This is a genomic window from Agrobacterium sp. FDAARGOS_525 (assembly GCF_003938925.1).
Classification (GTDB): domain Bacteria; phylum Pseudomonadota; class Alphaproteobacteria; order Rhizobiales; family Rhizobiaceae; genus Agrobacterium; species Agrobacterium pusense.
This window is the reverse complement of record NZ_RKIU01000004.1, coordinates 158,506-184,654: the sequence shown is the minus strand read 5'-3', so window position 1 is coordinate 184,654 and position 26,149 is coordinate 158,506. Positions and strand designations below refer to the sequence as shown.

Sequence of the window (26,149 nt, the reverse complement as noted above, 5' to 3'; positions counted from 1 at the left end):
ATGTTATCCTTTCAGGCCCGCCAGCATCACACCGCGAACGATGTAGCGTTGCAGGACGATGAAGACGATGAGGGTGGGGATGGTCGCAATGGCTGCGCCCGTCATGATCATTTCCCACTGGATCTGCTGTTCCACGGCAAAGCTCGAAAGGCCGACCGGCAGGGTGTAGAGCTCCTTGCTTGTCGTGACGATCAACGGCCAGAAGAATGCTGTCCAGTTCCCTAGGAAGGTGAAGATCGCGAGCGCGGAGAGCGCGGGCGTCACCAGCGGCAGGGCGACTTTCCACCAGATCTGGAATTCGTTCAGCCCGTCGACGCGCGCGGCCTCGATGAAGTCGTTCGGAACCGTCTCGAAGAACTGCTTCATCAGGAAGGTGCCGAAGGCCGTCATCATGCCCGGGAACATGATGCCCCAGTAGCTGTCGAGCCAGCCCAGCTGGCTGGACATCAGATACCAGGGAATGACGAGCATTTCGGTCGGGATCATCAGCGTCGACAGGATGGCGAGGAAGATGAAATAGCGGCCGCGAAACTCGAACTTCGCCAGCGTGTACCCGACCAGACTGTCAAAGAAGCAGTTGGAGACGGTAACGATGACCGCAACCAGCATTGAGTTGAAGAACCAGCGCAGGAAACGGCCGTCGGCCATGACCGTGATATAGTTGGCAAGCGTCGGTGCTGCGGGAATGAGCCTGAGATCATAGACTTGGTCCGCCGTCTTGAACGAGGTCGAGAACATGAATAGTAGCGGCGAAACCATGATCAGGCCGCCTATGAACAGCAACGTCCAGGCGAGAATGCGACCGGGGCGGATACGGGCGTGGGAAAGTGGCTTTGCTTCGCTCATTTCTTTTCCCTCAGGACCCAGAGCTGGATCAGCGATACGACGAGAAGAATGGTAAACAGGACGACCGTCTGCGCTGCGGCATAACCCATGGCATAGGAATTGAACGCCGTCTGATAGATCATCAGCACAAGCGGTTTCGTTGAGCCGAGCGGTCCGCCCGGATCATTGGTCGTCATGTTGTAGACCTGGTCGAAGATGCGCAGGAAACCGATGGACGAGAAGACCACGAGGAAGACCGTGGTGGGTTTCAGAAGCGGAAGCGTGATCTTGCGCAGGATCGCCCATTCGCCCAGCCCGTCGATGCGGGCGGCTTCGTAAAATGTCGTTGGAATGGCGCGCAGCCCGGCCATGAAGATGATGATCTGGAAGCCAAGGCCTGCCCAGATGGCTGTCACCATGATCGAATAAAGCGCCTGGTCCGTAGAGCGGATGAAGGGTTGCTGCGGAATGCCGAGAATTGCGAAGACGTCGTTGATGATGCCGATGGGCGGCGGTTGATAGAACCAGCGCCAGACCCAGGCCATCGCGGCCGCCGTCGTCAGATAGGGCAGGAAATAAAGCGCGCGGATGAAACCGTGCAGGATGCGTACGCGGTCGAGATAAAAGGCGATGACGAAGGCGAGCACGAGGCTGATCGGCGTGCCGACGATGAGATACGCGAAGGTGTTCTTGAACACCTTCCAGAATTGCGGGTCCTTGAAGAGCTTGACGTAATTGGCAACGCCAATGAACTTTGCCGGCCTCAGCAGGTCCCAGTTGGTGAAGGACAGATAGAAGGCCTGAAGCGTCGGGTAAAAACGGATGATGCTGTAAAACAGGATAGGGATCGCCAGAAAGCTCCATATCCATAAGAGCCGTTTGGTGCGCATGGAAAGACGGTCCCCAAAGGAGCCGCCGGGGCGGCCGGATACCGCCCCCTGTTGATCTGTCGCTGTCATGGTTGGACCTGCGGTTTTCAGGGTTTCGCCGCGTCGATGATTTCCTGCTCGGCCTCGGCGGCCTGCTTGATGGAATCTTCAACCGACTGGCCCTCGAGCAGGACCCGGTTGGTCATGTCAATGGCGTTCTGGCGCTGGGCGGCCTCATCCATGAACAGTGTCGTGTGGGCATATTCCAGACCCTTCAGGAACGGCGCGTAGATCGGGTCCTTCAGGTTTTCTTCGGTCAGCGCTGCGGAGCGTCTCGCCGGCAGTTCGCCCACTGTCTTCAGCCAGATCGCCATGGCTTCCGGTGAAGAGATATAGGCGAGGAACTTCTTGGACGCCTCAAGCTCTTCACCCGTTGTCTTGGCGCTGATGCCGTTGGCGAAATAGCTCGCATAGTTGGAGCGGATATTCTTGTCATTGGTCGGAAGTTCGGTCACGCCCCACTCGAAATCCTTGATGGTGCGGAACGAGCCCAGCCGGAAAGTGCCGTCGATGGTCATGCCCGCCTTGCCCGCACGGAAGGCGGCCTGGCCTTCATCCATGAAACCCGCCTCACCGATCTTTTTTTCGAGCTGCAGACTGGTGTAGAATTTCAGAGCCTGGATGCCGGGCTCGCTATTATATGCGACCTTCTGGTCGTTGTCGGTATAGGGCTCGCCACCATATTGGCGGATGAGCACCTCACGCCACCACTGGTGATCCTGTCCGCCCATATCGAGCGTGGAACCGGCGACGGTGAGATTGCCGGCGGCATCGTGCTTGGCGATCTTTTGCGCGGCGGCGACGAATTCATCGAGCGTCTTCGGCGGATTTGCGGGATCGAGACCCGCCTCGGTAAAGAGCTTCTTGTTGTAGAACAGTGCAAGCGAACGAACCGCGGTCGGCAGGCCGTAATAGTCCTCGCCGCGTTTCATGGCGCTGACGATCGGGAAAAATTCGCTTTCGATCTTGTCATGCGGGAAAGCGTCTGTTGGCAGTGGCTGCAAAATCCCGCCCGCCGCGAACTTGTCGAGCCAGCCGTAAAACAGCTGCATCACGTCCGGGCCCTTGCCGGACATATTGGCGGCAATCACGCGCGTCTGGTAATCGGCATAAGGGAAGGTTACCTGCTTGACGGTGATGTCGGGATTGGCCTTCTGGAACTGTGCGATCAGCTCGTCCATGGCCTTCACGCGGGTGTCGAAGACATATTGCCAATATTCGATTTCAACCGCCTGCGCGGCGTTGAATGCAAATGTGCTGAAACCGGCAACCAAGCCGGCGAACAGAGTTGCCCTGCGCATGTAAGCCTCCTTTTCCTCCGCCCGGTCTTCCGGATGCGGAGCCATCGTTCCCTTTTCCGCGCTTTCGCGCGCGCTCATCGATTTGCCGGTGGCGGAGTTTCCTCTTCCGCCCGGGCAAGCCTGACCCCCGGTCGCTCTTACGGTTCTCTGAAGGCAGGCATTTGTCAATAAGATAATTTACTTGAATTATTATATTGCGCTTATCGTCGGTTCGACGCTATTAATTTTCTAACAGACGGGAAGTTGAAGAGATGACGGTGCACACGGTGGACGCTTATCCCGTAGCAATCGGAAAAAACCCTGAGCGGAGCCGCGAACATAACAGGCGAGTCGTCCTCGATATTGTCCGGCGGCACGGCTCCCTCGGCCGCGCCCAGATCGCCAAGATCACGCATCTGACGCCGCAGGCGGTCGCCAATATCGTCGATGAACTCATGGGCGAGGAGTTGCTGAAGGAGCTCGGCCGTCGTCGCTCCGGTCGCGGCCAGCCGCCGATCCAGTTTTCGGTCAACCCGGATGGGGGGGCGACGATCGGCGTGGAAATCGCCGCCGACCATATGGTCACCGTCGGTCTTGATCTCGCCGGCGTTCTTCGCACGCAGCGCATCACGCCGCTCTCGGACACGACACCGGAAGCCATATTCAAGACCTTTGCCGCCGAGCATGACGCCGTTGCCAAAAATCTAGGCTGCAGGCTTCTTGGCACCGGGGTCGTCATGCCCGGTCCCTTCGAGATCGATGGCATGACTTCGGTGGGACCGACGACGCTTTCCGGCTGGGGCGGCATTGATGCCCGGCAGATGCTGGGCGAAGCCTGCGGCCAGCCGGTCGTGGTTGAAAACGATGCCACGGCCGCAGCAGTCGGGGAACGGCTGTTTGGTGCTGGTCTGGCGATCCCGAATTTCTGCATGATCTATTTCGGCGTCGGTATCGGCCTCGGCATCATCCAGGATGGCGCGCCCTATCGCGGTGCATTCGGGAATGCCGGCGAAATCGGCCATGTGACTGTTTCGCCGAGGGGAAGGCCTTGTCCTTCCTGCGGGCAGAGAGGGTGCCTGGAGGCTTATGCCTCAGTCTATGTACTGAAGGAAAAGCTTGTATGCGCCGGTGTTGCGGATACGGAACTTGATGATCTGGAGGCCCTGTTCAAGGCAGGCCATCCCGTGGTGAGGGAATGGATCGACGAAGCTGCGGCGCATCTGGCGCCCATGGTGGCGATGCTCGAGAATATTCTCGATCCGCAGACAGTCATTCTCGGCGGCGCTCTGCCTGAGGTCATCATCAGTGAAATCATTGCACGGATGGGGCCTTTGCCGACCTCGGTCGCAAGTCGCAGGCAGCGGGAACTTCCGCGTGTCATCCATGGCAAGTCCGGGCAGTTGACCGCTGCCCTCGGCGCTGCCGCCTTGCCGCTTTTCGATATCGTCACGCCAAAACTTGAGACATCCATGGGAGCCGCAGCGCAGGCAACCGGCTGAATATTGGAGGAGACCGCCCATGCTTACCCCCCGGGAGCGCATCGAACGGCAAATGGCCGATCCGTGGCTCATACGCCTGCATCGCAGGCTGAGCGCGCTGAAGTCCACGGTGACCGTCATGCATACCGGCGCGCATCCGGACGACGAGCAGAACGGGTTGCTTGCCTATTTCCGCATGGAGCTTGGCATGCGTACCATCATCGCCTGCTCGACACGTGGCGAGGGCGGTCAGAATGCGCTGGGGCCGGAAAGGCTTGGCGCGCTTGGCGTCATCCGCTCGCGGGAGCTGGAGGAGGCGGCCCGCGTCATCGATGCGGATATCAGCTGGCTCGGCCATGGGCCGGCGGATCTCATTCATGACTTCGGGTTCTCCAAGGATGGCGACCAGACCTTTGGCCGCTGGGGGCAGCAGCGCATCATTGAGCGGCTGGTGCGCGCTTATCGCAAGGAGCGGCCGGATATCGTCATCCCGACCTTTCTCGATGTGCCGGGACAACATGGGCACCACCGCGCCATGACGCGTGCGGCAAAGAGCGCCATCGCGCTGGCGGCGGACCCTGCGGCCTATCCTGAACATCTTGCAGAGGGGCTGAAGCCGTGGCAGGTGGCGAAATATTACCTTCCCGCGTGGTCGGGCGGTGGTGACACCTATGATGACGAAGTGCCGCCGCCGGAGACGACCGTAACGGTAAACGCTCGCGGCAGGGAGCAGGCGACTGGCGCGCAATATGACCGGATCGGCGAATGGTCGCGTTATTATCACGCTTCTCAGGGAATGGGACATTGGCCTAAGCTGGCGCAGGAGGTCTGGCCGCTGCATCTTGAACTCGCCAGTGATGCAGGGGGCCAAGAACACTCGATCCTCGACGGGCTGCCGTCTTCGTTGTCAGACCTTGCGGTGTTCCCGGGCCTGGATACCGAATTGGCAAAGGCGCTGGTCAAGGCGGAACAGGCGATAAGCGAAGCGATATCAGCCTTTCCCGACAGGCAGCGGATCACGGCGTCACTTCTCGCGGCGGCAGCGCTTTTGCAGACGGTGGACGAATCCGCCACTGCGGATTTCAGGGAACTGCACGGACATCGGATCAGGCGCAAACGGGCGCAGGTCGATGCCGCCATCCTGACGGCGCTTGATGTTTTCGAGCGGGCCTACGCCGAGCCGGCGGAGATCGTTCCGGGCGGAACGTCGGTTCTTTCCGTGGAGCTTTCAGATAAGGCGGCTCACATTGACGTTGAGGTCACCCCGGTCCTGCCATCAGGTGTATCGTCATCCATCCAGTCGCTTGGCGAGAGGCGGGTCTTTACGCTTGTCGCGGATCAGGATGCACCTGTTTCCGGGCTGTATCAGCCTGACTGGAAAGCCATGGGCGGCAATGGCCATGCCTCAGTGCGGCTTTCCGCAAAGGTTGAAGGCAGAACGGTTTCGGCCGCCTTCGACCTTGAGGAACCGTTTTTCGTGACGCCGGCGCAGTCGCTGACCATTGCGCCGGACGCTCTTCTGGTTCCGCTCGGACAGGGGCAGGAGGCGCATGTCTTTCAGGCGCATATAAAGGGCGCCGATGCGTTGCTGTCGTTCAGGAATACGGGCGGCTGGAACCTGCGCAAGAACGGCGGCGACTGGATTGCCGAACGTAACGGCGAGGCCCGGGTGGGCCTTGCCCAGATCGAGGCGCTTGTCGGTGCGCAACCCGCTTTTCAGATAACGCCGATCGCTTATCCGCACATCGGTCGGGCAAGATTTCTGGCGCCGTCCGTTCTGAAAATCCTCTCGCTGGACCTGAAGCTGCCCGAGAAGGCGCGGATCGGCTATGTCGGTGGTGGTGCTGACAGGGTGGGTCTTTGGCTGTCGCGAATGGGACTCGATGTCACCGACCTCGACGCTCAGGCGCTTGGCGGGGACCTGTCATCCTTTACGACGATCGTTATCGGCATCTTCGCCTTCGGCATCCGCAGGGATCTAGCTGCCGAGACGGAGAAACTTCACCGCTTCGTCGAAAACGGCGGTCATCTGGTCACGCTCTATCACCGGCCGACTGACGGATGGAACCCGGAAACGACACCAGTTCGGCGTCTTGAGATCGGCAAGCCTTCCCTGCGCTGGCGTGTGACCGATCCGCAGGCGGAGGTAACGGTGCTCTTGCCCGACCATCCGCTGCTTGTCGGGCCGAACAGGATTGATGCCGCCGACTGGGGGGGCTGGGACAAAGAGCGCGGGCTTTATTTCGCGTCACGCTGGGATGATGTCTACGAGCCATTGCTCGCCATGCATGATGTCGATGAGCAGCCGCTGAAGGGTGCGCTGGTTTCGGGCGTCATCGGCAAGGGTAGGCATACCCATACCAGCCTCGTGCTGCATCACCAGATGGACAAGGTTGTGCCTGGCGCTTTCCGCCTCATGGCCAATCTTGTGCAACCGGCGTGAATGGCGACGATCAAAACGAAGAACAGCAAGGCCCTCGCGAAACGGACACCCGCGCGGGCATAGGCTGGCTGTTGCTGGACATGACCCTTGTTGCGGGCGGTATGACCGCGCTCGTGAAGGCGCAAGGCGTCACCTATCCCGCCTTCCAGCTCGTCTTCATCAGGGCGATGATTGGTCTGCTGTTCATCCTGCCGCTGATCTGGCGGCACAGGGGAGAAATGGCGCGTATCCAATATCCCTGGCGTAACATTTTCCGCATCTGCTGCAATGCCATCGCACTCACCAGCAATTTCATCGCCATCACCCTGTTGCCGCTTGCGACCGTCAATGCCGTTGGTTTTTCCCGGCCATTGGTGACGATGGCGATGGCTGTCGCCTTTCTTGGCGAAAGCGTGAGCCGCTTTCGCTGGGCGGGAGCCTGTCTTGCATTTGTCGGCGTTCTGGTCGTCATTGGGCCGGGCGGCGCGGAATTTGGCGTGGGCGTGATTGTTGTTCTGATATCGGTGGTGTTCGGTGCGCTTGCGGTTATCCAGACACGAGCGCTGCGGCGGGAGAACACCACTGTCATGATGGTGTTCTACACGGTGGGCCTCGCCGTCATCACCGCCATTCCGGCAATCTGGACATGGAAGCCGGTTGCGTCATTTGACTGGGTTCCGTTGCTCGGCATCGGATTGCTGGCGCAAATGGGACAATATTGTTTCCTGCGGGCCTATCGTATCGCGGATGCAAGCGTCCTTGCGCCGGTCAGCTATCTGTCGATCCTGTTTGTGACTGCGGTCGGATATTTTCTGTTCGACGAAGTGCCTGAAGCCCGCGTTGTGTTCGGCATCGTCATCATTCTCGTGTCGCTGCAATCGACTGCGCTTGCGGAATATCTCTTGAGAAGGCTGCGCCGCAAAAGATGACGGGCAGGTTCTATCGCGATTGTGCAAGGATCCGAAGCCTAATCCAGCTCAGCGCCGCAAGTTTCAAACGGTCGTAAAACGAACGGGCAAAACGCACATAGCGCATGATCCAAGCGAGCCAGCCATAGGTGAGAAGCTTTTCCCGGCCGGCATGGTAGATGCGTTCGACAATCAGGAAGGTCGAAAGATGGGCAATGATCGTCAGAACCACCCCCGACTTGAAAGCCCCATGGGCAAAGAGGACGAGGCCCATGATCTTCATCGGTTCCGCAATCGCGAAGGGAACGGCGAGACAGAGCAGAATGGCAAGGCGCGGCAGCTGCGCTATCCGGCTTTCCAGCCGCTGGATGATTTTCAGGTTCGACAGGGCCCTGATGACCGGCCGGTAGAGCGGGCGGAAAATGCCGTCGAGGACCATGGCGAAAACGATGATCGCCCTGAGCGGAAAGACGAGAATCGTCCGGATTTTGCTGTTCACCTCTGCCAGCCTCCAAAGAAGGTGTAACGCCTATTCTTAATCGCCTGAAACATGTCAAAACCAAGTCCTGTTTCGCGTCAGCCCTGCCTGACACTGGCATACATGCCGGTGGTGCGGAATTCGCTCGGATTGGTGCCGTAAAGCCTGCGGAACACCTTCGAGAAATAGTTCGGATCCTCGAAACCGCATAGCACCGAGACTTCCTTGATTGGAATGTTGGCTGCAGTTGTCAATAGCTTGGCTGCCCTTCTCAGGCGTCTTTGCAAGACGAATTCCGCCGGCGGCAGGCCTTCGCTTGCGGTGAAGATTCGGGAAAATGCGCGCGGCTGAGACCCGCTACGGCGGCCAGGTCGCTGACGGAAAGTCGGTCGCCAAGGTGGCTGTCTATATAGCTCAGCACCTGCTGCATCGTGCGATATTCGCCGCCAAAGGAAGGATGCGAGCCGAAAACATCGTCATAAAGCGTCATCGCCGCCTCATAGGCGACAGCCGACGCCGCCCCCGGTGTCTCGGCACCGTTGACGAGACGTGAGCAGCATCCGGCGAGATGATCCACCGTTTCAGGCTGCAGCTTGAGGATCGGGCCGGTGACGGAAAGAATGTTGCGGTGGATGCGGAGCGCTTCCTCGCCATTCATTGAGATCCAGAAGAACTCCCACTCCTTGCCATCTTCCAGCCAGTAGCGGTGATTGTGAGGGATGAGCAGCAGCAGGGTTTCGCCGGGCCTCACCACGTAATGGCGGTTCTCATAGCGCAGGTTGCCCTGACCGCTGATGCAATATTGCAGGACGGTAAAGGGCGTCTGCCCGCGTTTGCGACCATCCCAGTCGTAAGTACCGCCACGGCGGATTTCATAACCGCTGCTGGTCGGCATGGTGTGCAGCGTCTGGCGGCCGCGCGGCAGTGAGACGGTTCGCATGCCGGGTCCTTGATCGATCAAATCCTGCAGCACAAAATTACCCATAAAAGCATAATCCTTCTCTGGTCCTCGTCGGTATTATACGCATAATCCCGATCCGAGGAGACAGCCAGCAGGATATTGTTGCTGAAAAATTGGAGAGGAAGGCCGGTTTTCCGGGATTCTCACGGGTGTTTTTCTGCAATGCCATTTTACGATCCGCCGGCCCGTTTCACCCGTTCGATTTGCAACAGAGGTGGCGTTATGAGTTTCAAAATCGCTATTATTGGCGCAGGCAGCGTCGGTTTCACGAAAAAACTGTTCACCGATCTCCTGTGTGTGCCGGAGTTTCGCGATCTTGAAGTCGCGCTCACGGATATCAGCCAGCACAATCTCGATATGATTAGGGCGATCCTTGAGAAGATCGTTGAGGCAAATGGTTTCCCCGTGAAGGTGACCGCCCATACCGACCGCCGCCGGGCGCTGGAGGGCGCGAAATACATCATCAGCTGCGTACGGGTCGGCGGGCTCGAAGCCTATGCGGACGATATCCGCATTCCGCTGAAATACGGCATCGACCAGTGCGTAGGTGATACAATCTGCGCCGGCGGCATTCTCTACGGTCAGCGCAACATTCCCGTCATTCTCGATTTCTGCAAAGATATCCGCGAGGTCGCGGCACCCGGCGCAAAGTTCCTGAACTATGCCAACCCCATGGCCATGAATACCTGGGCAGCCATCGAATATGGCAAGGTGGATACGGTCGGTCTCTGCCATGGCGTTCAGCACGGGGCGGAACAGATTGCCGAAATCCTCGGTGCGAAATCCCCGGCAGAACTCGATTACATCTGCTCCGGCATCAACCACCAGACATGGTTCATCGATCTGCGGCTCAATGGCCGCAAGATCGGTAAGGAGGAGCTGGTTGCCGCGTTTGAGGCGCATCCGGTCTTCTCGCAGCAGGAGAAGCTTCGCATCGACGTGCTGAAGCGCTTCGGCGTCTATTCGACCGAAAGCAACGGCCATCTCTCCGAATATCTGCCATGGTATCGTAAGCGGCCAGAGGAAATCGCCCGCTGGATCGACATGTCCGACTGGATTCACGGGGAAACCGGCGGTTATCTCCGCCACTCCACCGAAACGCGCAACTGGTTCGAAACGGAATTCCCGCAGTTTCTCGCATCGGCCGACAAGCCGATCGATCCGGCCAAGCGCTCCAACGAACATGCAAGCCATATTCTTGAGGCGCTGGAGACCGGGCGTGTCTATCGCGGCCACTTCAACGTCAAGAACAATGGTGTCATCAGCAATCTGCCAGCGGACGCCATCATCGAATCGCCCGGTTTTGTCGACCGTTTCGGCATCAACATGGTTTCCGGCATCACGTTGCCGGAAGCCTGCGCGGCCACCTGCATGGCTTCCATCAACGTGCAGCGCATGTCGGTCCATGCGGCAGTCACTGGCGATATCGATCTTTTGAAACTCGCCGTGCTGCATGATCCGCTGGTCGGCGCCGTCGCCACGCCGGAGGAGGTCTGGCAGATGGTTGACGAGATGGTTGTCGCTCAGGCGCGCTGGCTGCCGCAATATGCCGATGCCGTTCCGGCGGCGAAGGAGCGACTTGCGAAGTCCAGCGTCAAGACCCGTGACTGGGCGGGTGCCGCGCGCCGCAACGTGCGTTCCATCGAGGAATTGCGGGCCGAGAAATCGGCACTGAAAAAGGCCGTTTGAAGGAAAAGACATGGGAAAAGGCCGGCGGCGGAAGGGAGTTCGCCGTCCGGTCTCAACGATGAGAGAGGGTCGGCGGTCGAAGAGCTGCCATTTGGGAGGAATGACGATGTTACTTCAACGCAGGATTGGTATCATCTCGGCACTGGGGTTCGGTGTTTCGATGATCGCACTCAATGCGAATGCCTTCGAAACCACGACGCCGCCCGAGCCGCCGCAATTTCCGGCCGAAGGCAAGATCAACTATGTGGCGCGTGACTCGATCCTCGAATTCAAGGCGCTGCCAAGCTACAGCGAACCCGACTGGATCACCGAGAAATTCGAAAAGACCGGCAAGCTGCCGCCGCTGAAAGAGCGCCTGCCCGAGGAGCCGCTGGTCTACAAAACAGGCAATATGCCCGACGGCATGGGCGTTTACGGCGATACGATGCGCCATGTGGTCGGCGGCAGGCCGGAGGGCTGGAACTACATTGCCGGCCAGAGCCAGGGCTGGGGCGGCATCGATATCGCCCTTTCCGAATGCCTGACACGCACCGCCCCGCTGTTCCAGGTGGATGCCAAGGATACCGAACCGCTGCCCAATCTGGCGAAAAGCTGGGAGTGGTCGGAAGATGGCCACAAGCTGACGATGCATCTCGTCAAGGGTGCCAAATGGTCGGATGGCGAGCCCTTCAACGCCGATGACGTGATGTTCTACTGGGAAGACGCCGTCATTGACCCCAATGTCTCACCGCTTGGCGGCGGGGCATCGCCCGAGGCTTTCGGTGAGGGAACGACGCTGAAGAAGATCGATGACTATACCGTCGAATGGACGTTCAAGGCGGCGTTTCCGAAGCAATATCTCTACACCATGGCCTATCCGAGCTTCTGCCCCGGGCCGTCGCATATTCTGAAACCCCAGCATCCGAAATATTCCAAGAACACCTATAATCAGTTCAAAAACGCGTTCCCGCCTGAGTATATGAACATGCCGGTCATGGGCGCATGGGTGCCGGTTTCTTATCGGCCGGATGATCTCATCGTGCTGCGGCGCAACCCCTATTACTGGAAAGTGGACGAGAATGGCCAGCAGTTGCCCTATCTCAATGAAGTCCATTACAAGCTTTCTACCTGGGCGGACCGCGATGTGCAGGCCGTAGCGGGATCTGGCGATTTCTCCAATCTCGAGCAGCCGGAGAATTTCGTCGCCTCGCTGAAACGCGCCGCTGACCCCAATGCGCCAGCCCGCCTTGCCTTTGGACCACGCCTTATCGGCTATAATCTGCAGATGAATTTTTCCGCCAATGGCTGGGGCAATCCGGATGAGCGCGGACAGGCCATTCGTGAGCTGAACCGTAACGAGGTGTTCCGCCAGGCCGTCACCTCGGCTCTTGATCGCAAGGCGATCGGTGACTCGCTCGTCAAGGGGCCTTTCACGGCGATCTATCCGGGTGGTATTTCGTCGGGGACAAGCTTCTATGATCGTGCTTCGACGGTCTATTACCCCTTCAACCTCGAGGCTGCCAAGGCGGCGCTGGCTTCGATTGGCCTGAAAGACACTGACGGCGACGGTTTCCTGAATTTCCCCAAGGAAACGCTTGGCGGCCGTAATGTCGAGATTACCCTTCTCGTCAACAACGGTTACGCGACAGACAAGAGCCTAGCGGAAGGTCTTGTCGGCCAGATGGCGAAACTTGGGCTTCGCGTCGTCATCAATAGCCTCGATTCAAACCAGCGTGACGCCGCCCATTATGGCGGGCAGTTTGACTGGCTGGTGCGGCGCAATTCCACCGAGCTTTCATCCGTGGTGCAGAATACCGAGCAACTGGCCCCTGTCGGGCCGCGCACCAGCTGGAACCACCGCGCACCCGAAGGCAAGGAACTGGACCTGATGCCCTTCGAAAAAGACATGGCCGACATTGTGCGCAAGTTCATATCTTCGCAGGACAATGCCGAGCGGGCCGATCTGATGAAGCAGTACCAGAAGGTCTATACGCAGAACCTCTACACGATTGGCCTCACCGAATATCCCGGTGCGCTCATCGTCAACAAGCGGTTCTCCAATGTGCCGCAGGGTACGCCGATCTTCATGTTCAACTGGGCCGAAGACGCCATCATCCGCGAACGCCTGTGGGTCGCGGCCGACAAGCAGGGCAAATACGAACTTTTCCCTGAGCAGCTTCCCGGCAAGCCGGGCGAGGGCGGGCCGATCAACTGAAGCTTCCGGTAAAGGTGCGTAACGCCATTATGTCCGGAAGTACGAAAACCTGAAGAACTCCTCCCGGAGCACACCCGGTACCGGTCGCGCGTGAAGCGCGGCCGGCAACACACGGCCAATCCAAACCGAGGAAGACCGTTCGATGCTGAGATTTCTGACGATACGCGTGGCATCCGCCATTCCAGTGCTGTTGATCCTGAGCGTGGTGACTTTCGCCATCATCCAGGCGCCGCCCGGCGACTATGCCGACTACATCCGCTCGCAGCTGATGAACCAGGGCGGAGCTTCCTTCGAACAGGCGGAAGCGCAGGCGCAGGCATACCGTATCGAACACGGGCTCGATAAGCCGCTCGTTATTCAATATTTCAACTGGATCGGCGGCATCCTCGCCCGCGGCGATTTCGGCTACAGCTTTTATTACAACAAGCCGGTCGCCGATGTGGTTGGCGAACGCCTGCCGCGCACTATCGCTCTGGCGCTGGTCTGCCACATCTTCGCATCGGTACTTGGCATCGCCTTCGGCATATGGGCCGCCACACGGCAATATTCCTGGGTCGACAACCTGCTCTCCACCATTGCCTTCCTGGGCATGACGATCCCGCGCTTCCTGATGGCGCTGATCCTCGTCTACCTCATGGTATTTCATTTCGATGTGTCGGAGATCGGCAGTTTCTTTTCACCGCAATATGGCGGTGCGCCGTGGTCATGGGCGAAATTCGTCGATCTGGTCAGCCACGTCTGGCCGGTCGTCGCCATCGCCGTCTTCGGGGGGCTGGCCTACAATATGCGGGTGATGCGCGGCAATCTGCTCGATACGCTGAATGCGCAATATGTCGAGACGGCGCGTGCCAAGGGCCTTTCGGAAGGCGCCGTCATCATGCGCCATGCGGTGCCGAATGCCGTGCACCCGCTCGTCATGTATCAGGGCGTGGTGCTGCCCTACATGCTGAGCGGCGAGATCGAGACCGCGATCATCTTCGCGTTGCCGACCGTCGGCCCGGCCATCGTCGGCTCCATGGCGGTGGGGGACGTCTATGTCACCGCGACCTTCATGATGGTGCTGGCCGCCACGCTGATCGTCGGCAACATCATCGCCGATATGCTGCTCGCCATGCTCGACCCGCGCGTCCGCGAATTCGGGAGGGCCTGAGATGATGGCGTTTGACGAGATGAAAACCGAAACGGCCGCCGCGGCAAAACCCGACCGCTCCGCCAATGGCAACGAGACCTATCTGGCGCTTGTCTGGCGGCGTCTCAGACGATCCTTCACGGGTATGGTCGGGCTGGTACTGGTGGTGCTGCTGATCCTCATCTCCATTTTTGCGGACTTCTTCGCGCCGATGAACCCGCTCGAAACCCATGGCAGCTTTTCGCCGCCGCAGGTGGTCCGGTTCACCGACAAGGACGGCAATTTCAGCCTCGCGCCACGCGTCTATGCCATTGCGGAGACGGAAGAGCTCGATCCGGTCACCTTCCAGCCGATCGTCGGCCCGGATTACGACAATCCCGTCTATCTCGGCTTCTTCGTGAAGGGTGCGGAATACAAACTTCTGGGTCTCATTCCGATGAGCCGGCATTTCTTCGGCTCTACCGATGGCCAGCCGGTGCATTTTCTCGGAACGGACAAGTTCGGGCGCGACGTGCTGTCGCGCGCCATTTATGGCTCGCGCATCTCGCTTGCCATTGCACTCAGTGTTGTCGCCATCGTTACCGTCATCGGCACCAGCGTCGGGCTGATCTCAGGCTATTTCGGCGGGCCGCTGGATGCCTGGGTGCAGCGTTTCGTGGAGGTGGTGCTCGCTTTCCCGCAATTGCCTCTCTATCTCGCGCTGACTTCTCTTATTCCGGTCACCGCACCAACCACCGTGTTCCTCGTCTTTGTGGTCGGCGTCATGTCGGCGCTGGGCTGGGCGCAGATGTCGAGGGAGGTGCGCGGCAAGACGCTGGCACTGGCGCGGATCGATTATGTCCGGGCGGCGATCGCTGTTGGCGCCACCGACAGGCGCATCATCTTCCAGCACATCCTGCCGAATGTGATGAGCCATGTGATCGTCGCGGTGACCTTGCATATTCCAAGCGTCGTGCTGCTCGAATCCTTCCTCGGTTTCCTCGGCTTTGCGGTAAAGCCGCCGCTGATCTCCTGGGGGCTGATGCTGCAGGATACCGCTACCTATTCGGTCATAGGTTCCTATCCCTGGATTCTTGCACCGGTTGGTTTCGTGCTGGTCACCGTCTTTGCATTCAACGCGCTGGGCGACGGCCTGCGCGATGCCGTCGATCCCTATTGAGAGGAGCGTGACATGGTAGCTGCCCTGAACAACACCTTCGCTCCCGCCATCCGATTCGACGCGGATGATCGTCAGGATAACGCCATCATCGATGCCCGCAACATTGCCGTGACCTTCAAGGTGGAACACGGAATGGTGGAGGCCGTGAAGGACATTTCCTTCCAGCTTTACCGGGGTGAGACCATCGCCATCGTCGGCGAATCCGGTTCGGGAAAATCAGTGACAGCCCGCACCGTCATGGGCCTGCTGACGAAGCGTGCCACAGTCTCGAAATCGGCAGTCGTCCGCTTTAATGGCGACGACATCCTGAAATTCTCGTCGCGCCAGCGCCGGGCGCTGCGCGGCAATCGCATCTCGATGATCTTTCAAGAGCCGATGAGTTCGCTGAACCCGATCTATACGATCGGCAGCCAGATTGTAGAGGCAATCCGCGTCCACTCGAAATTGAGCAAGAAGCAAGCGGAGGCGAGGGCGCTCGATCTCCTGCGCCAGGTGCAGATACCGGAGCCGGAAGCGCGGCTCAAACAATACCCGCACCAGCTGTCCGGCGGCCAGCGCCAACGCGTCATGATCGCCATGGCGCTCTCCAATGATCCTGACGTGCTGATTGCCGACGAACCCACCACTGCGCTGGATGTGACGGTGCAGGCGCAGATACTCAACCTCATCCGGGATCTCCAGAAGAAGCGCGGCATGGCCGTAGTGCTCATCACCCATGACCTGACGATCGTGAAGCAGTTCTCCGATTACGTCTATGTCATGCAGCACGGCGAGATGCGTGAGCACAACACCACGGAGAAGCTGTTTGCAGCGCCTCAGCATCCCTACACGAAAAGGCTGCTTGCTTCCGAACCTCGGGGCACGGCAAAGCCGCTGCCGGAGAACTCCGGCGTCCTCCTGACGGCAAGCGGCGTGCGCGTTTCCTTCATGATGCGATATGGCGGCCTGTTCAAACCAGAACTCAAGGAGCTGATAGCGGTCGACAGTCTCGGCTTGACGCTCAGGCGGCACGAGACACTGGGGCTCGTCGGTGAATCCGGCTCCGGCAAGACGACCTTCGGCCAGTCCCTGCTCCGGTTGAACGAGCCTGTCGGAGGCGAGGTGGTTTTTGACGGTCAAAGGGTCGATGGTCGTTCCCGGGCTGAAATGCGGCCTTTGCGTTCGCGTATGCAGATCGTCTTTCAGGATCCCTTTGCCTCGCTCAACCCCCGCATGACCATTGGCCAGATCATCGAGGAAGGCCTCATCATCAACGGTCTCGGCAAAACGAAAGCCGAAAGGCTGGATCGGGTGCGTGACGCACTGGAGGCGGCAGGCATGCCCGGCAACATCCTCTCGCGTTTCCCGCATGAGTTCTCCGGCGGCCAAAGACAGCGCATCGCGATTGCGCGTGCCGTCGCGCTGGAGCCGGAATTCATCCTGCTTGATGAGCCGACCTCCGCACTCGATCTTTCCGTGCAGGCGCAGATCATCGATCTCCTGCGCAAGCTGCAGGATGAGCGTGGCTTGAGCTATCTGTTCATCTCCCACGACCTGAAAGTGGTCCGCGCCCTCTGCCACCGTGTCATCGTCATGCAGCGCGGCCGGATTGTCGAAGAGGGGCCTGTCGAGGACGTGCTCAGTCAGCCAAAAACTGAATATACACAGCGGCTTGTGCGAGCCGCCTTCGAAATCGCTTGAATTCCCAATTGCCGGAGGTAGACATGGCAAGAGATCCCAAGATTGCATTCATCGGCGCAGGTTCCACGGTGTTCATGAAGAACATCATCGGTGACGTGCTGCAGCGTCCGGCCCTTTCCGGCGCCACAATTGCGCTGATGGATATCAACCGTGAACGGCTGGAAGAAAGCGCCATCGTCGTCAACAAGCTGATTTCGACGCTCGGAGCAAAGGCGAAGGCCGAGACCTATACCGACCAGAAAAAGGCGCTTTCCGGCGCGGATTTTGTTGTCGTGGCGTTCCAGATCGGCGGATACGAGCCGTGCACGGTCACTGATTTCGAAGTGCCGCGTAAGTATGGGCTGCGCCAGACCATTGCTGACACACTTGGCGTCGGCGGCATCATGCGCGGCTTGCGCACCGTGCCTCACCTCTGGAAGATTTGCGAGGACATGCTGGCCGTCTGCCCGAATGCCATCATGCTGCAATATGTGAATCCCATGGCGATAAACACCTGGGCGATTGCCGAAAAATACCCGACGATCCGGCAGGTGGGTCTTTGCCATTCCGTGCAGGGCACGGCGATGGAACTCGCCCATGATCTCGATATTCCCTATGAGGAAATCCGCTACCGTTCGGCCGGTATCAACCATATGGCGTTTTTCCTGGAATTCGAGCATCGCCAGCCCGATGGCAGCTACAGGAGCCTCTACCCCGATCTCGTGCGCGCCTATCGCGAAGGCCGCGCGCCAAAACACGGCTGGAACCCACGCTGCCCCAACAAGGTGCGGTACGAGATGCTGACGAGGCTCGGTTATTTCGTCACCGAAAGCTCCGAGCATTTCGCCGAATACACGCCCTATTTCATCAAGGAGGGGCGCGAAGACCTGATCGAGAAATTCGGCATTCCGCTCGATGAATATCCCAAGCGCTGCATCGAACAGATCGAGCGCTGGAAGGGCCAGGCGGCCGCCTATCGCTCGGCCGAAAAGATCGAGGTCAAGCAGTCGAAGGAATATGCCTCCTCGATCATCAATTCGGTCTGGACCGGCGAGCCCTCCGTCATCTACGGCAACCAGCGCAATAATGGATGCATCAGCTCGCTGCCATCGGATTGCGCGGCGGAAGTGCCGTGCCTGGTCGATCATAACGGCGTGCAGCCCACCTTCATCGGCGAGTTGCCACCGCAGCTCACTGCGCTGATGCGCACTAACATCAATGTTCAGGAGCTGACCGTGCGGGCGTTGATGAGCGAAAACCGCGACCACATCTTTCACGCTGCGATGATGGACCCGCATACTGCGGCGGAACTCGATCTCGATCAGATTTGGTCCTTGGTGGACGATCTGCTGCTGGCCCATAGTGACTGGCTGCCGGAATGGACGCAGGCGGAGGTGAAACGGGCGCGGGCTGTGTAAACATCATCGCCCTCAGTAACGGATCGGAGGTGTGCAGCGAGCCCACATCATCCTTTCGCAAGCGCTATAGAAGACCCTACTCTGTCATCCTCGGGACAAGCTCGAGGATGACGTCCGATTGTCGAGGGGATGGCGCGGCATCGGTATGATCGCTTGGTACCGTCGGTGTTCTCAAAGGTGAGCCGGTTAACTGCCGGCGAACGGGGGGCGCCTTGATGACGCGCTCCATTAAATCCTTTCGCCGCTTGACTTGTGTCAAGGTTGCAGGCCGCTCTCTGGCGTAGACAGTCCCCGAAACCGGTTATTCAGCTTTCAGTGCGGGAAATACCGGGTACGAATTATGAACGTGATGGTGGCTGGCTTCTTCGGTTTTATCGTACTACGGTTGAAACCTGAAGGGTTCATGGGGAAGACGGATGTCTAAAAAGGGCTTGCTCATTGGTCTGGCGGTTGTGGTTCTGGCCGTGGCCGCCTATTTCGCCTGGTCGAAGCTGACGGCCGAGGGCCTGCCTTCGGGATTCGTGGCCAGTAACGGTCGCATCGAGGCCGTCGAGATCGATATCTCCACCAAGACCGCCGGCCGCCTTCAGGATATTATGGTCCGTGAGGGTGATTTCGTGAAGGCCGGACAGGTTCTGGCGCAGATGGATACGGCCCAGCTGGAGGCGAGGAAACGCCAGGCGGAAGCACAGCTTCGCCGTGCGAAAATAGCAATCGACACGGCCCACAGTCTTGTCGCCCAGCGTGAAGCGGAAAAGACGTCGGCGCTTGCGGTGGTGGAACAGCGAAAGGCCCAGCTCGATTCCGCCTCCAAGACCAATGCACGCTCGAAACAATTGCTGACGGGCAATGCGGTCTCGCAGCAGATCGTCGATGACAGCGAGGCCGCCGAGCAGTCCGCCCGCGCAACGCTCGCCTCTGCGCAGGCCTCGCTTGCGGCTTCCGACGCCGCGATCAACGCCGCCAAGGCGCAGATCGTCGACGCCGAAGCGGCGGTAGACGCCGCACAGGCTGACATCGAGAGCATCGAGACTGACATAGCCGATGCGACGCTGAAATCGCCCCGCGACGGTCGCGTGCAATATCGCATCGCCCAGCCCGGAGAAGTGCTGTCCGCCGGTGGAAGGGTTCTGAACCTCGTCGATCTCGGCGACGTCTATATGACGTTTTTCCTGCCGACGGCCGAGGCTGGCCGCACGTCCATGGGGTCTGATGTTCGACTGATACTGGATGCCGCCCCCCAATACACCATTCCGGCAAAAGTGTCCTTCGTCGCGGATGTCGCGCAGTTCACGCCGAAAACGGTGGAGACCGAAGAGGAACGCCAGAAGCTGACATTCCGGGTAAGGGCGCAAATCCCCCAGGAACTTCTGCAGAAATATATTCAATATGTGAAAACCGGGCTGCCCGGCATGGCCTATGTCCGGCTTGATCCGGAGGCCGCCTGGCCGGAGAATCTCGAACGCAATCTCGTCAAGTGAGGGTGGCCGCTATGGTCGCGCCTCCCGAAACAAATGACAGGAACGCGCCCGTTGCGCGATTGACCGATGTGCGGTTGACCTTCGGAAGCACGGTTGCGCTGGACGACATATCGGTCGAGATACCCGCCGGGCTGATGATAGGGCTCATCGGGCCTGACGGCGTCGGCAAATCGAGCCTGTTGTCGCTGGTCTCGGGCGCGCGCGCCATCCAGAAGGGCAAGGTGGAGGTTCTGGGTGGCGAGATGTCCGATCCGCGCCACCGCGAGGATACCTGCCCGCGTATCGCCTATATGCCGCAGGGCCTTGGCAAGAACCTCTATCCCACCCTGTCGGTCTTTGAAAACATCGACTTTTTTGGCCGGCTGTTCGGACAGGACGGAAGGGAACGGCAGGCGCGTATCGCCGAATTGCTCAAGAGCACCGGCCTCGAACCTTTTGCCGATCGTCCCGCGATGAAGCTCTCCGGCGGTATGAAACAGAAGCTGGGGCTCTGCTGCGCGCTCATCCACGACCCGGACCTGCTGATCCTGGACGAGCCGACGACAGGCGTTGATCCTTTGTCGCGGCGGCAGTTCTGGGAACTGATCGACTCTATCCGTGCCGGGCGTCCGGGCATGAGCGTCATCGTCGCAACGGCCTATATGGAGGAGGCCGCCGGTTTCGACTGGCTGGTTGCCATGGATGGCGGCAAGATTCTTGCCACCGGCTCGCCCGCCGAACTTCTCGACCGCACCGCGGCACCCAATCTCGACGCCGCCTTCATCGCGCTTCTTCCCGAAGAAAAGCGCAAGGATTACCACGAAGTCCATATCGCGCCACGAAAGCCGACCGGTGAGGGTGATTATGCCATCGAGGCATTGCACCTTAGCATGCGTTTCGGCGATTTCACCGCCGTCGACAATGTCAGCTTCAAGATTCCGCGCGGCGAGATTTTTGGCTTTCTCGGCTCCAATGGCTGCGGAAAATCCACCACCATGAAGATGCTGACGGGGCTTCTGGCCGCCAGCGAAGGAGAGGCGAAGCTCTTCGGACACAAGGTGGATGCGAGCGACATGGCGATCCGCCACCGCGTCGGTTACATGAGCCAGGCCTTCTCGCTCTATTCCGAACTGACGGTGCGGCAGAACCTTGATCTGCACGCCCGCCTGTTCAAGCTGCCTGAAGAGGCAATTCAACCGCGTATCGCCGAAATGGCGGAACGTTTCGATCTTGGCGCGGTCATGGACACGCTGCCGGACGATCTGCCGCTTGGCATCCGGCAGAGGCTTTCGCTGGCGGTGGCGATGATCCATTCGCCCGATATTCTCATCCTCGATGAGCCCACCTCGGGTGTCGACCCGGTGGCGCGGGACGGCTTCTGGCAAATCCTCGCCGATCTCTCGCGCAACGATAATGTCACCATCTTCATCTCCACCCATTTCATGAATGAGGCGGAGCGCTGCGACCGGATTTCGCTGATGCATGCCGGCAAGGTGTTGATCAGCGATACGCCCGATGCGATCACCAGAAGCCGTAATGCCGCAACACTTGAAGAGGCTTTCGTCGCCTATCTGGAAGATGCTTCCGGGGTTACGAGGGGCGCGCATGCGACAGCATCTGTGGCAGCAGCGGACGTGCAGGTGACGCAACATGCGGCGCCCACCCGCAAGAGATTTTTCGATTTCAGGCGCATGTTCAGCTATACGCGCCGCGAGGCACTGGAACTGCAGCGCGATCCCATTCGCGGCACGCTGGCCGTGCTCGGCAGCGTCATCCTGATGTTCGTCATCGGATACGGCATCAATCTCGATGTCGAGGACCTGACTTTCGCGGTGCTGGATCGCGACGATTCCACTATCAGCCGCGATTACGTGCTCGACATTGCCGGCTCCCGTTATTTCATCGAGAAGGAACCTATCCGGGACTATGCCGATATGGACCGGCGCATGCGTGATGGCGAACTGAGCCTTGCCATAGAAATTCCTCCTGGCTTTGGCCGCGATGTCTTGCGCGGCAAGACTGTGGAGGTAGGGGCCTGGATAGACGGCGCCATGCCGCAGCGGGCGGAGACCGTTCGCGGTTACGTGCAGGGCATGCATCAGACATGGCTGGCGCGGAAGGCCGCCGAGATTTACGGCAGCGCGGCCACGCAAAGCAGCTTCAGCATCGAAACGCGCTATCGTTACAATCCCGACGTCAAGAGCCTTGTCGCCATGGTGCCGGCGGTCATTCCGCTGCTTCTCATGCTCATCCCCGCAATGCTGGCGGCCCTCAGCGTCGTCAGGGAAAAAGAGCTCGGTTCGATCGTCAATCTATACGTGACGCCGACCACGCGGCTGGAATTCCTGATCGGCAAGCAGCTTCCCTATGTCGCCCTTGGCATGCTCAATTTCGTGCTTCTGACGGCATTTGCGGTCTTCATCTTTCAGGTGCCGTTCACCGGAAGTTATCTCGCTTATGCGACGGGCGCGCTGCTCTATGTCATCATCGCCACATCCATCGGCCTCCTCATGTCTTCCTTCATGAAGAGCCAGATTGCGGCAATCTTCGGCACGGCTCTTCTGACGCTCATTCCGGCGACGCAATATTCGGGCATGATCGATCCCGTCTCGTCGCTGCAAGGGGCGGGCGCCTTTATCGGCAACGTCTATCCTGCCACCTATTTCATGACCATTTCACGCGGAACTTTCTCCAAGGGCCTGGATTTCGCCGGACTTTCCGGCTCGTTTCTACCGCTTCTCATTGCCATTCCACTGCTCCTCATTGCCGGCGCTGCACTTTTGAGAAAGCAGGCGTCATGAGGCATTTTTCGTCCAACATCTTCCAGCTCGGCATCAAGGAACTGCGCGGTCTCGCGCGAGACGGAATGCTGATGCTGCTTATCGTCTATGCCTTCACGCTGCAGATCTATACCGGTTCCAGCGCGCTGCCGGAGACGCTGAACAACGCGGCCATCGCCATTGTCGATGAGGATCAGTCGCCGCTTTCCAGCCGCATCAGCACGGCGTTTTATCCGCCCTATTTCTCCCCGCCGAAGCGGATTTCCATCGCTGAAATGGACAAGCGCATGGATGCGGGCCTCGATACCTTCGCGCTCAATATTCCACCGGATTTCCAGCGCCGGCTGATGGCCGGACAGCAGCCGGCCATCCAGCTCAATATCGACGCCACCCGCATGAGCCAGGCTTTCAGCGGTGGCGGTTACGTGCAGAGCATCGTGACGAGCGAAATACAGGAGTATGTCGACCGCTATCGCGGCGCGACCTCGGTGCCGGTGGATCTCACGCTACGTTCCCGCTTCAATCCGGAACTGGACAAGTCCTGGTTCGGCTCGATCAACAACATCATCACTGCCATTACCATGCTATCCATCGTGCTGACGGGCGCGGCGCTCATTCGCGAGCGAGAACACGGAACGGTCGAGCATCTGCTGGTCATGCCAGTGACGCCGCTGGAAATCATGCTCAGCAAGGTGTGGTCCATGGGGCTGGTCGTGCTGGTGGCCTCTGCATTTTCGCTGTTCGTGGTGGTGAGGGGCCTGCTTGCCATTCCCATCGAAGGCTCGCTTTCTCTTTTCCTGCTCGGAACGGCATTGCAACTCTTCGCCATGACTTCCATGGGAATTTTTCTCGCGACAGTCGCTGGGTCCATGCCGCAATTCGGCATGTTGCTGATCCTGTTTTTGTTGCCGTTGCAGGTGCTGTCCGGCGCCATGACGCCTCGCGAAAGCATGCCTGATATCATCCAGTACATCATGCTTCTTGCGCCAAACACCCATTTCATCATCCTGGCGCAATCGGTGCTTTTCAGAGGGGCGGGGCTGGATGTGGTCTGGCCGCAACTGCTGGCGCTGCTGGCCATCGGCTCGGCTCTTTTCGTTTTTGCGCTTCGCCGGTTCAGGCGTTTCCTGCGCTGACAGCATCGGGATCATGCGCATATTTCAGCCGATTCCACGCAAGTTGAATTAATTGTGTTCGGTAACGGTATGTTCGCCTTCCGCGATTATGCCTATGAGGACGGCTGGGTAAAGCGGGCTTTGTTCAGGAGTAGCACGATGAATATTGCAGCACGTCTGTCGACGGCAGCCATGGTCGCACTGGCTGCCACGTCATCTTTCGCGTCGGAGGATATGACCTCTGAGACGAGTGAGGCGATATTCGGCTTCGCTGGCGCCATGACAAAAGAAGACATGCTGAAAAGCGCGGCGCTTATTCCCGTGGACTATGAAAGAAACGCTGTCATCGGCGGCGGCTATCAGTTCTATCCTTACCGTATCGGCAATATAAAACTGGGCGGTGAGGTCGGCATGGCCGTCAGGTTCGGCAAGGGCTTCACCGGCGAGGTGTGGGCGGGCCCGGTCGCGCGTTATGAACAGATCAGGCTTGGAGAGCGACTGTTCATCACCCCAAGTTTTACAGCAGGGCTCAGCCTTGTTACGGATGCGCAGCCGGGCCGCGAGCGCGAACAGGAAATCAAGGACGACGGCAACGCCAATGTCCTTTTTTATCTGGGGCCGGAAATCAACGTGTCATTCAGCGAGGGTTCCTCGACGGAATTCTTCTGGCGCCTCCACCACCGTTCCGGTGGCGGCAAAACACTTGGCAACATGAAGGGCGCAACAAACGCCAACGTGTTCGGAGTCCGCTACAAGTTCTGAGCCGCCGCTACGTTATAAGGTCCTGCGAACTGTCTGGATTTCAGCCACGTTTCTGTTTCAACGCAAACTGGCGCCAGCAACCCTTGCGTCTGATGCATGGGTGGATTGCCTTATTCTGCCTGTTAAATCCCCATTGGAAAGCGCATATAGAGGTCATCGAAGGACGCCGGAACGAAAACGTTACTGACGTCACCTAAACCTCAGAAAGGGTAATGTCATGAACGTAGCACGCAGCTTCAACAATTGGCGCAAATATCGTCAGACCATCACCGAACTCGGCCGCATGAGCACCCGTGAACTGCACGATCTCGGTATCGATCGCAGCCAGATCACCAGTGTCGCTCGCGCCGCTGTTGGCAAGTAAATAGGGCGATACCGCCACATTCTGAATGCTTCAACGCCCGCTTTGCGGGCGTTTTTGTTTGGTTTGAAAATGAAGGCACTTCATTGGGAGTGTCTGACAGCGAGGCGGTGCTCTCACCGGATGCGCCGCATTCTTCTCGATTGCTGTCGATGTTCGGTGCAGGTTGGGAACTCGGTAAAGGCCGGATCCGCGAGAAGCGGGTAAATGCCCGGTATCGTCCTTCGTGACGGACGCCATGCGCTCAGCGCATATCTGTGCTGCAACCTTATGCCTGTCAAATGCGCAGGGAAATGGTATGTTCCTCTCATCGAAACGGATGTACCTCCTCCCACATCCTTTTCGTAAAGCGGGTGATCCTACTCCTCCTCCCAAAGGATTGCCCCGGGGACAGCGGTTTTCCTCCTCCCATATCGCTGTTCATCTTTTCAGAAAGCCTGCCGCACCTCCTCCCGCGGCAGGCTTTTTTTGTTTTTGACCGTTTTCCGTGTTGGTATATCTCAGTCGAATGCCATCATGCCGATGGGCGTCACGGCACGGGTGCCTGCGCGTCTGGCGAGTGCATAAGTGAGGCATTGTTCGACTGCATCCTGCGGAACGGGCTTGGCGATGACGCCGGCGCCGATGCCGAGATTGACCACGACCTCGGGGTTTGCGGTCATGAAGATGACCACCACACCGTGCTCTTCGGAAAGCCGCCGCCCGATTTCCGGCCCGGTTTGTCCATCGGCAAGATTGACGTCGACAAATGCAATATCGGCGCGGCGGCCAAGTGCCACGGCATCATCCAGCTTGTTGGCGATACCGATGACGTCTGCCTCTTCATCCGCCTGAAGAATGGAATCCTCTATGTCCATGGCGATGAGGAACTCGTCTTCCACGATCAGTACCCGCGGCTGCTCCATGCGGAAGCCGGGTTCACTCTGCAAAACGTCTGCCAACATATGCCTGCCTCCATTGAGTACGCTACCAAGCACCGAACTGAAAAAATACGCCGCGGTTTGGGGTCGTCTGGTGCTTCGACAATATCTGGAGCGTCGGGACTGTTTGATCTCATCACCCGCCGCCTCAGCACGGTCGGCAAGCAAACACCCGGCGGGCCAACTCGTTCCAAAGTGAGATAAACATAGTGAATGGAGTGT

The 26,149-nt window shown here is 58.9% G+C and carries 19 protein-coding genes and 1 pseudogene; 14 read left to right on the top strand and 6 right to left on the bottom strand.

Annotated elements, in window-relative coordinates:
• Positions 1–3 precede the first annotated feature (3 nt).
• The 3 genes from EGT36_RS17385 to EGT36_RS17375 are packed head-to-tail and all read right to left on the bottom strand — an operon-like array spanning position 4 to position 3,055.
• Entirely contained in the window at positions 4–846 is an 843-nt protein-coding gene (locus tag EGT36_RS17385) for a carbohydrate ABC transporter permease (protein WP_006697289.1), read from the bottom strand.
• Positions 843–1,784 (bottom strand): carbohydrate ABC transporter permease, encoded by a 942-nt coding sequence (locus EGT36_RS17380; RefSeq protein WP_111813810.1) that lies wholly within the window; start codon positions 1,782–1,784, stop codon positions 843–845. The genes EGT36_RS17385 and EGT36_RS17380 overlap by 4 nt, the downstream gene beginning before the upstream one ends.
• A 17-nt stretch (positions 1,785–1,801) precedes the next feature.
• Entirely contained in the window at positions 1,802–3,055 is a 1,254-nt protein-coding gene (locus tag EGT36_RS17375; protein ID WP_125271405.1) for a sugar ABC transporter substrate-binding protein, read from the bottom strand.
• A gap of 251 nt (positions 3,056–3,306) precedes the next feature.
• On the opposite strand from EGT36_RS17375, the gene EGT36_RS17370 reads away from it, so the two are divergent.
• From EGT36_RS17370 to EGT36_RS17360, 3 genes are read left to right on the top strand one after another with little or no spacing between them, the layout of a single operon-like run.
• Entirely contained in the window at positions 3,307–4,533 is a 1,227-nt protein-coding gene (locus EGT36_RS17370) for an ROK family transcriptional regulator (RefSeq protein ID WP_125270689.1), read from the top strand.
• A gap of 19 nt (positions 4,534–4,552) precedes the next feature.
• Positions 4,553–6,955 (top strand): PIG-L family deacetylase, encoded by a 2,403-nt coding sequence (locus tag EGT36_RS17365; protein WP_125270688.1) that lies wholly within the window; start codon positions 4,553–4,555, stop codon positions 6,953–6,955.
• Positions 6,952–7,863 (top strand): DMT family transporter, encoded by a 912-nt coding sequence (locus tag EGT36_RS17360; RefSeq protein ID WP_125270687.1) that lies wholly within the window; start codon positions 6,952–6,954, stop codon positions 7,861–7,863. The genes EGT36_RS17365 and EGT36_RS17360 overlap by 4 nt, the downstream gene beginning before the upstream one ends.
• A 10-nt stretch (positions 7,864–7,873) precedes the next feature.
• Here the strand turns inward: EGT36_RS17360 and EGT36_RS17355 are convergent, their stop codons facing one another.
• Both EGT36_RS17355 and EGT36_RS17350 read right to left on the bottom strand, forming a co-directional pair.
• Positions 7,874–8,341, bottom strand: a complete 468-nt coding sequence (locus EGT36_RS17355; RefSeq protein ID WP_125270686.1) for a hypothetical protein — start codon at positions 8,339–8,341, stop codon at positions 7,874–7,876.
• 77 nt (positions 8,342–8,418) lie between these two features.
• Positions 8,419–9,305, bottom strand: a pseudogene (locus EGT36_RS17350) (AraC family ligand binding domain-containing protein).
• A 198-nt stretch (positions 9,306–9,503) separates the two neighbouring features.
• Here EGT36_RS17350 and EGT36_RS17345 point away from each other — a divergent pair.
• The 11 genes from EGT36_RS17345 (at position 9,504) to EGT36_RS17295 (ending at position 25,010) form a co-directional block, all read left to right on the top strand.
• The gene (locus EGT36_RS17345) at positions 9,504–10,970 is read left to right on the top strand and encodes an alpha-glucosidase/alpha-galactosidase (RefSeq protein ID WP_125270685.1); all 1,467 of its coding nucleotides are present in this window, start codon (positions 9,504–9,506) and stop codon (positions 10,968–10,970) included.
• A 106-nt stretch (positions 10,971–11,076) separates the two neighbouring features.
• Positions 11,077–13,164, top strand: a complete 2,088-nt coding sequence (locus EGT36_RS17340) for an ABC transporter substrate-binding protein (protein ID WP_125270684.1) — start codon at positions 11,077–11,079, stop codon at positions 13,162–13,164.
• Between the two features lie 142 nt (positions 13,165–13,306).
• Positions 13,307–14,314, top strand: a complete 1,008-nt coding sequence (locus tag EGT36_RS17335) for an ABC transporter permease (RefSeq protein WP_100911506.1) — start codon at positions 13,307–13,309, stop codon at positions 14,312–14,314.
• A 1-nt stretch (position 14,315) separates the two neighbouring features.
• A complete protein-coding gene (locus EGT36_RS17330; protein WP_022563840.1) occupies positions 14,316–15,452 on the top strand; it encodes an ABC transporter permease in 1,137 nt (378 codons plus the stop codon).
• Positions 15,453–15,464: 12 nt separating this feature from the next.
• Positions 15,465–17,132: an ABC transporter ATP-binding protein gene (locus EGT36_RS17325; protein ID WP_125270683.1), complete on the top strand. Its 1,668-nt coding sequence runs from the start codon at positions 15,465–15,467 to the stop codon at positions 17,130–17,132.
• Positions 17,133–17,155: 23 nt separating this feature from the next.
• Entirely contained in the window at positions 17,156–18,529 is a 1,374-nt protein-coding gene (locus tag EGT36_RS17320; protein ID WP_125270682.1) for an alpha-glucosidase/alpha-galactosidase, read from the top strand.
• A 416-nt stretch (positions 18,530–18,945) separates the two neighbouring features.
• Positions 18,946–20,010: an HlyD family secretion protein gene (locus tag EGT36_RS17315; RefSeq protein WP_037092548.1), complete on the top strand. Its 1,065-nt coding sequence runs from the start codon at positions 18,946–18,948 to the stop codon at positions 20,008–20,010.
• A gap of 11 nt (positions 20,011–20,021) precedes the next feature.
• Positions 20,022–22,790, top strand: coding sequence for a ribosome-associated ATPase/putative transporter RbbA (gene rbbA, locus EGT36_RS17310; RefSeq protein ID WP_125270681.1), 2,769 nt, complete (start codon positions 20,022–20,024; stop codon positions 22,788–22,790).
• Positions 22,787–23,905, top strand: coding sequence for an ABC transporter permease (locus EGT36_RS17305; protein ID WP_125270680.1), 1,119 nt, complete (start codon positions 22,787–22,789; stop codon positions 23,903–23,905). The genes rbbA and EGT36_RS17305 overlap by 4 nt, the downstream gene beginning before the upstream one ends.
• 138 nt (positions 23,906–24,043) lie before the next feature.
• Entirely contained in the window at positions 24,044–24,646 is a 603-nt protein-coding gene (locus EGT36_RS17300; protein WP_035209641.1) for a hypothetical protein, read from the top strand.
• A gap of 217 nt (positions 24,647–24,863) precedes the next feature.
• The gene (locus tag EGT36_RS17295) at positions 24,864–25,010 is read left to right on the top strand and encodes a DUF1127 domain-containing protein (protein WP_004444643.1); all 147 of its coding nucleotides are present in this window, start codon (positions 24,864–24,866) and stop codon (positions 25,008–25,010) included.
• Between the two features lie 497 nt (positions 25,011–25,507).
• On the opposite strand, the gene EGT36_RS17290 is transcribed toward EGT36_RS17295, so the two are convergent.
• Positions 25,508–25,951, bottom strand: coding sequence for a response regulator (locus tag EGT36_RS17290; protein ID WP_006700295.1), 444 nt, complete (start codon positions 25,949–25,951; stop codon positions 25,508–25,510).
• Between the last annotated feature and the right edge of the window lie 198 nt (positions 25,952–26,149).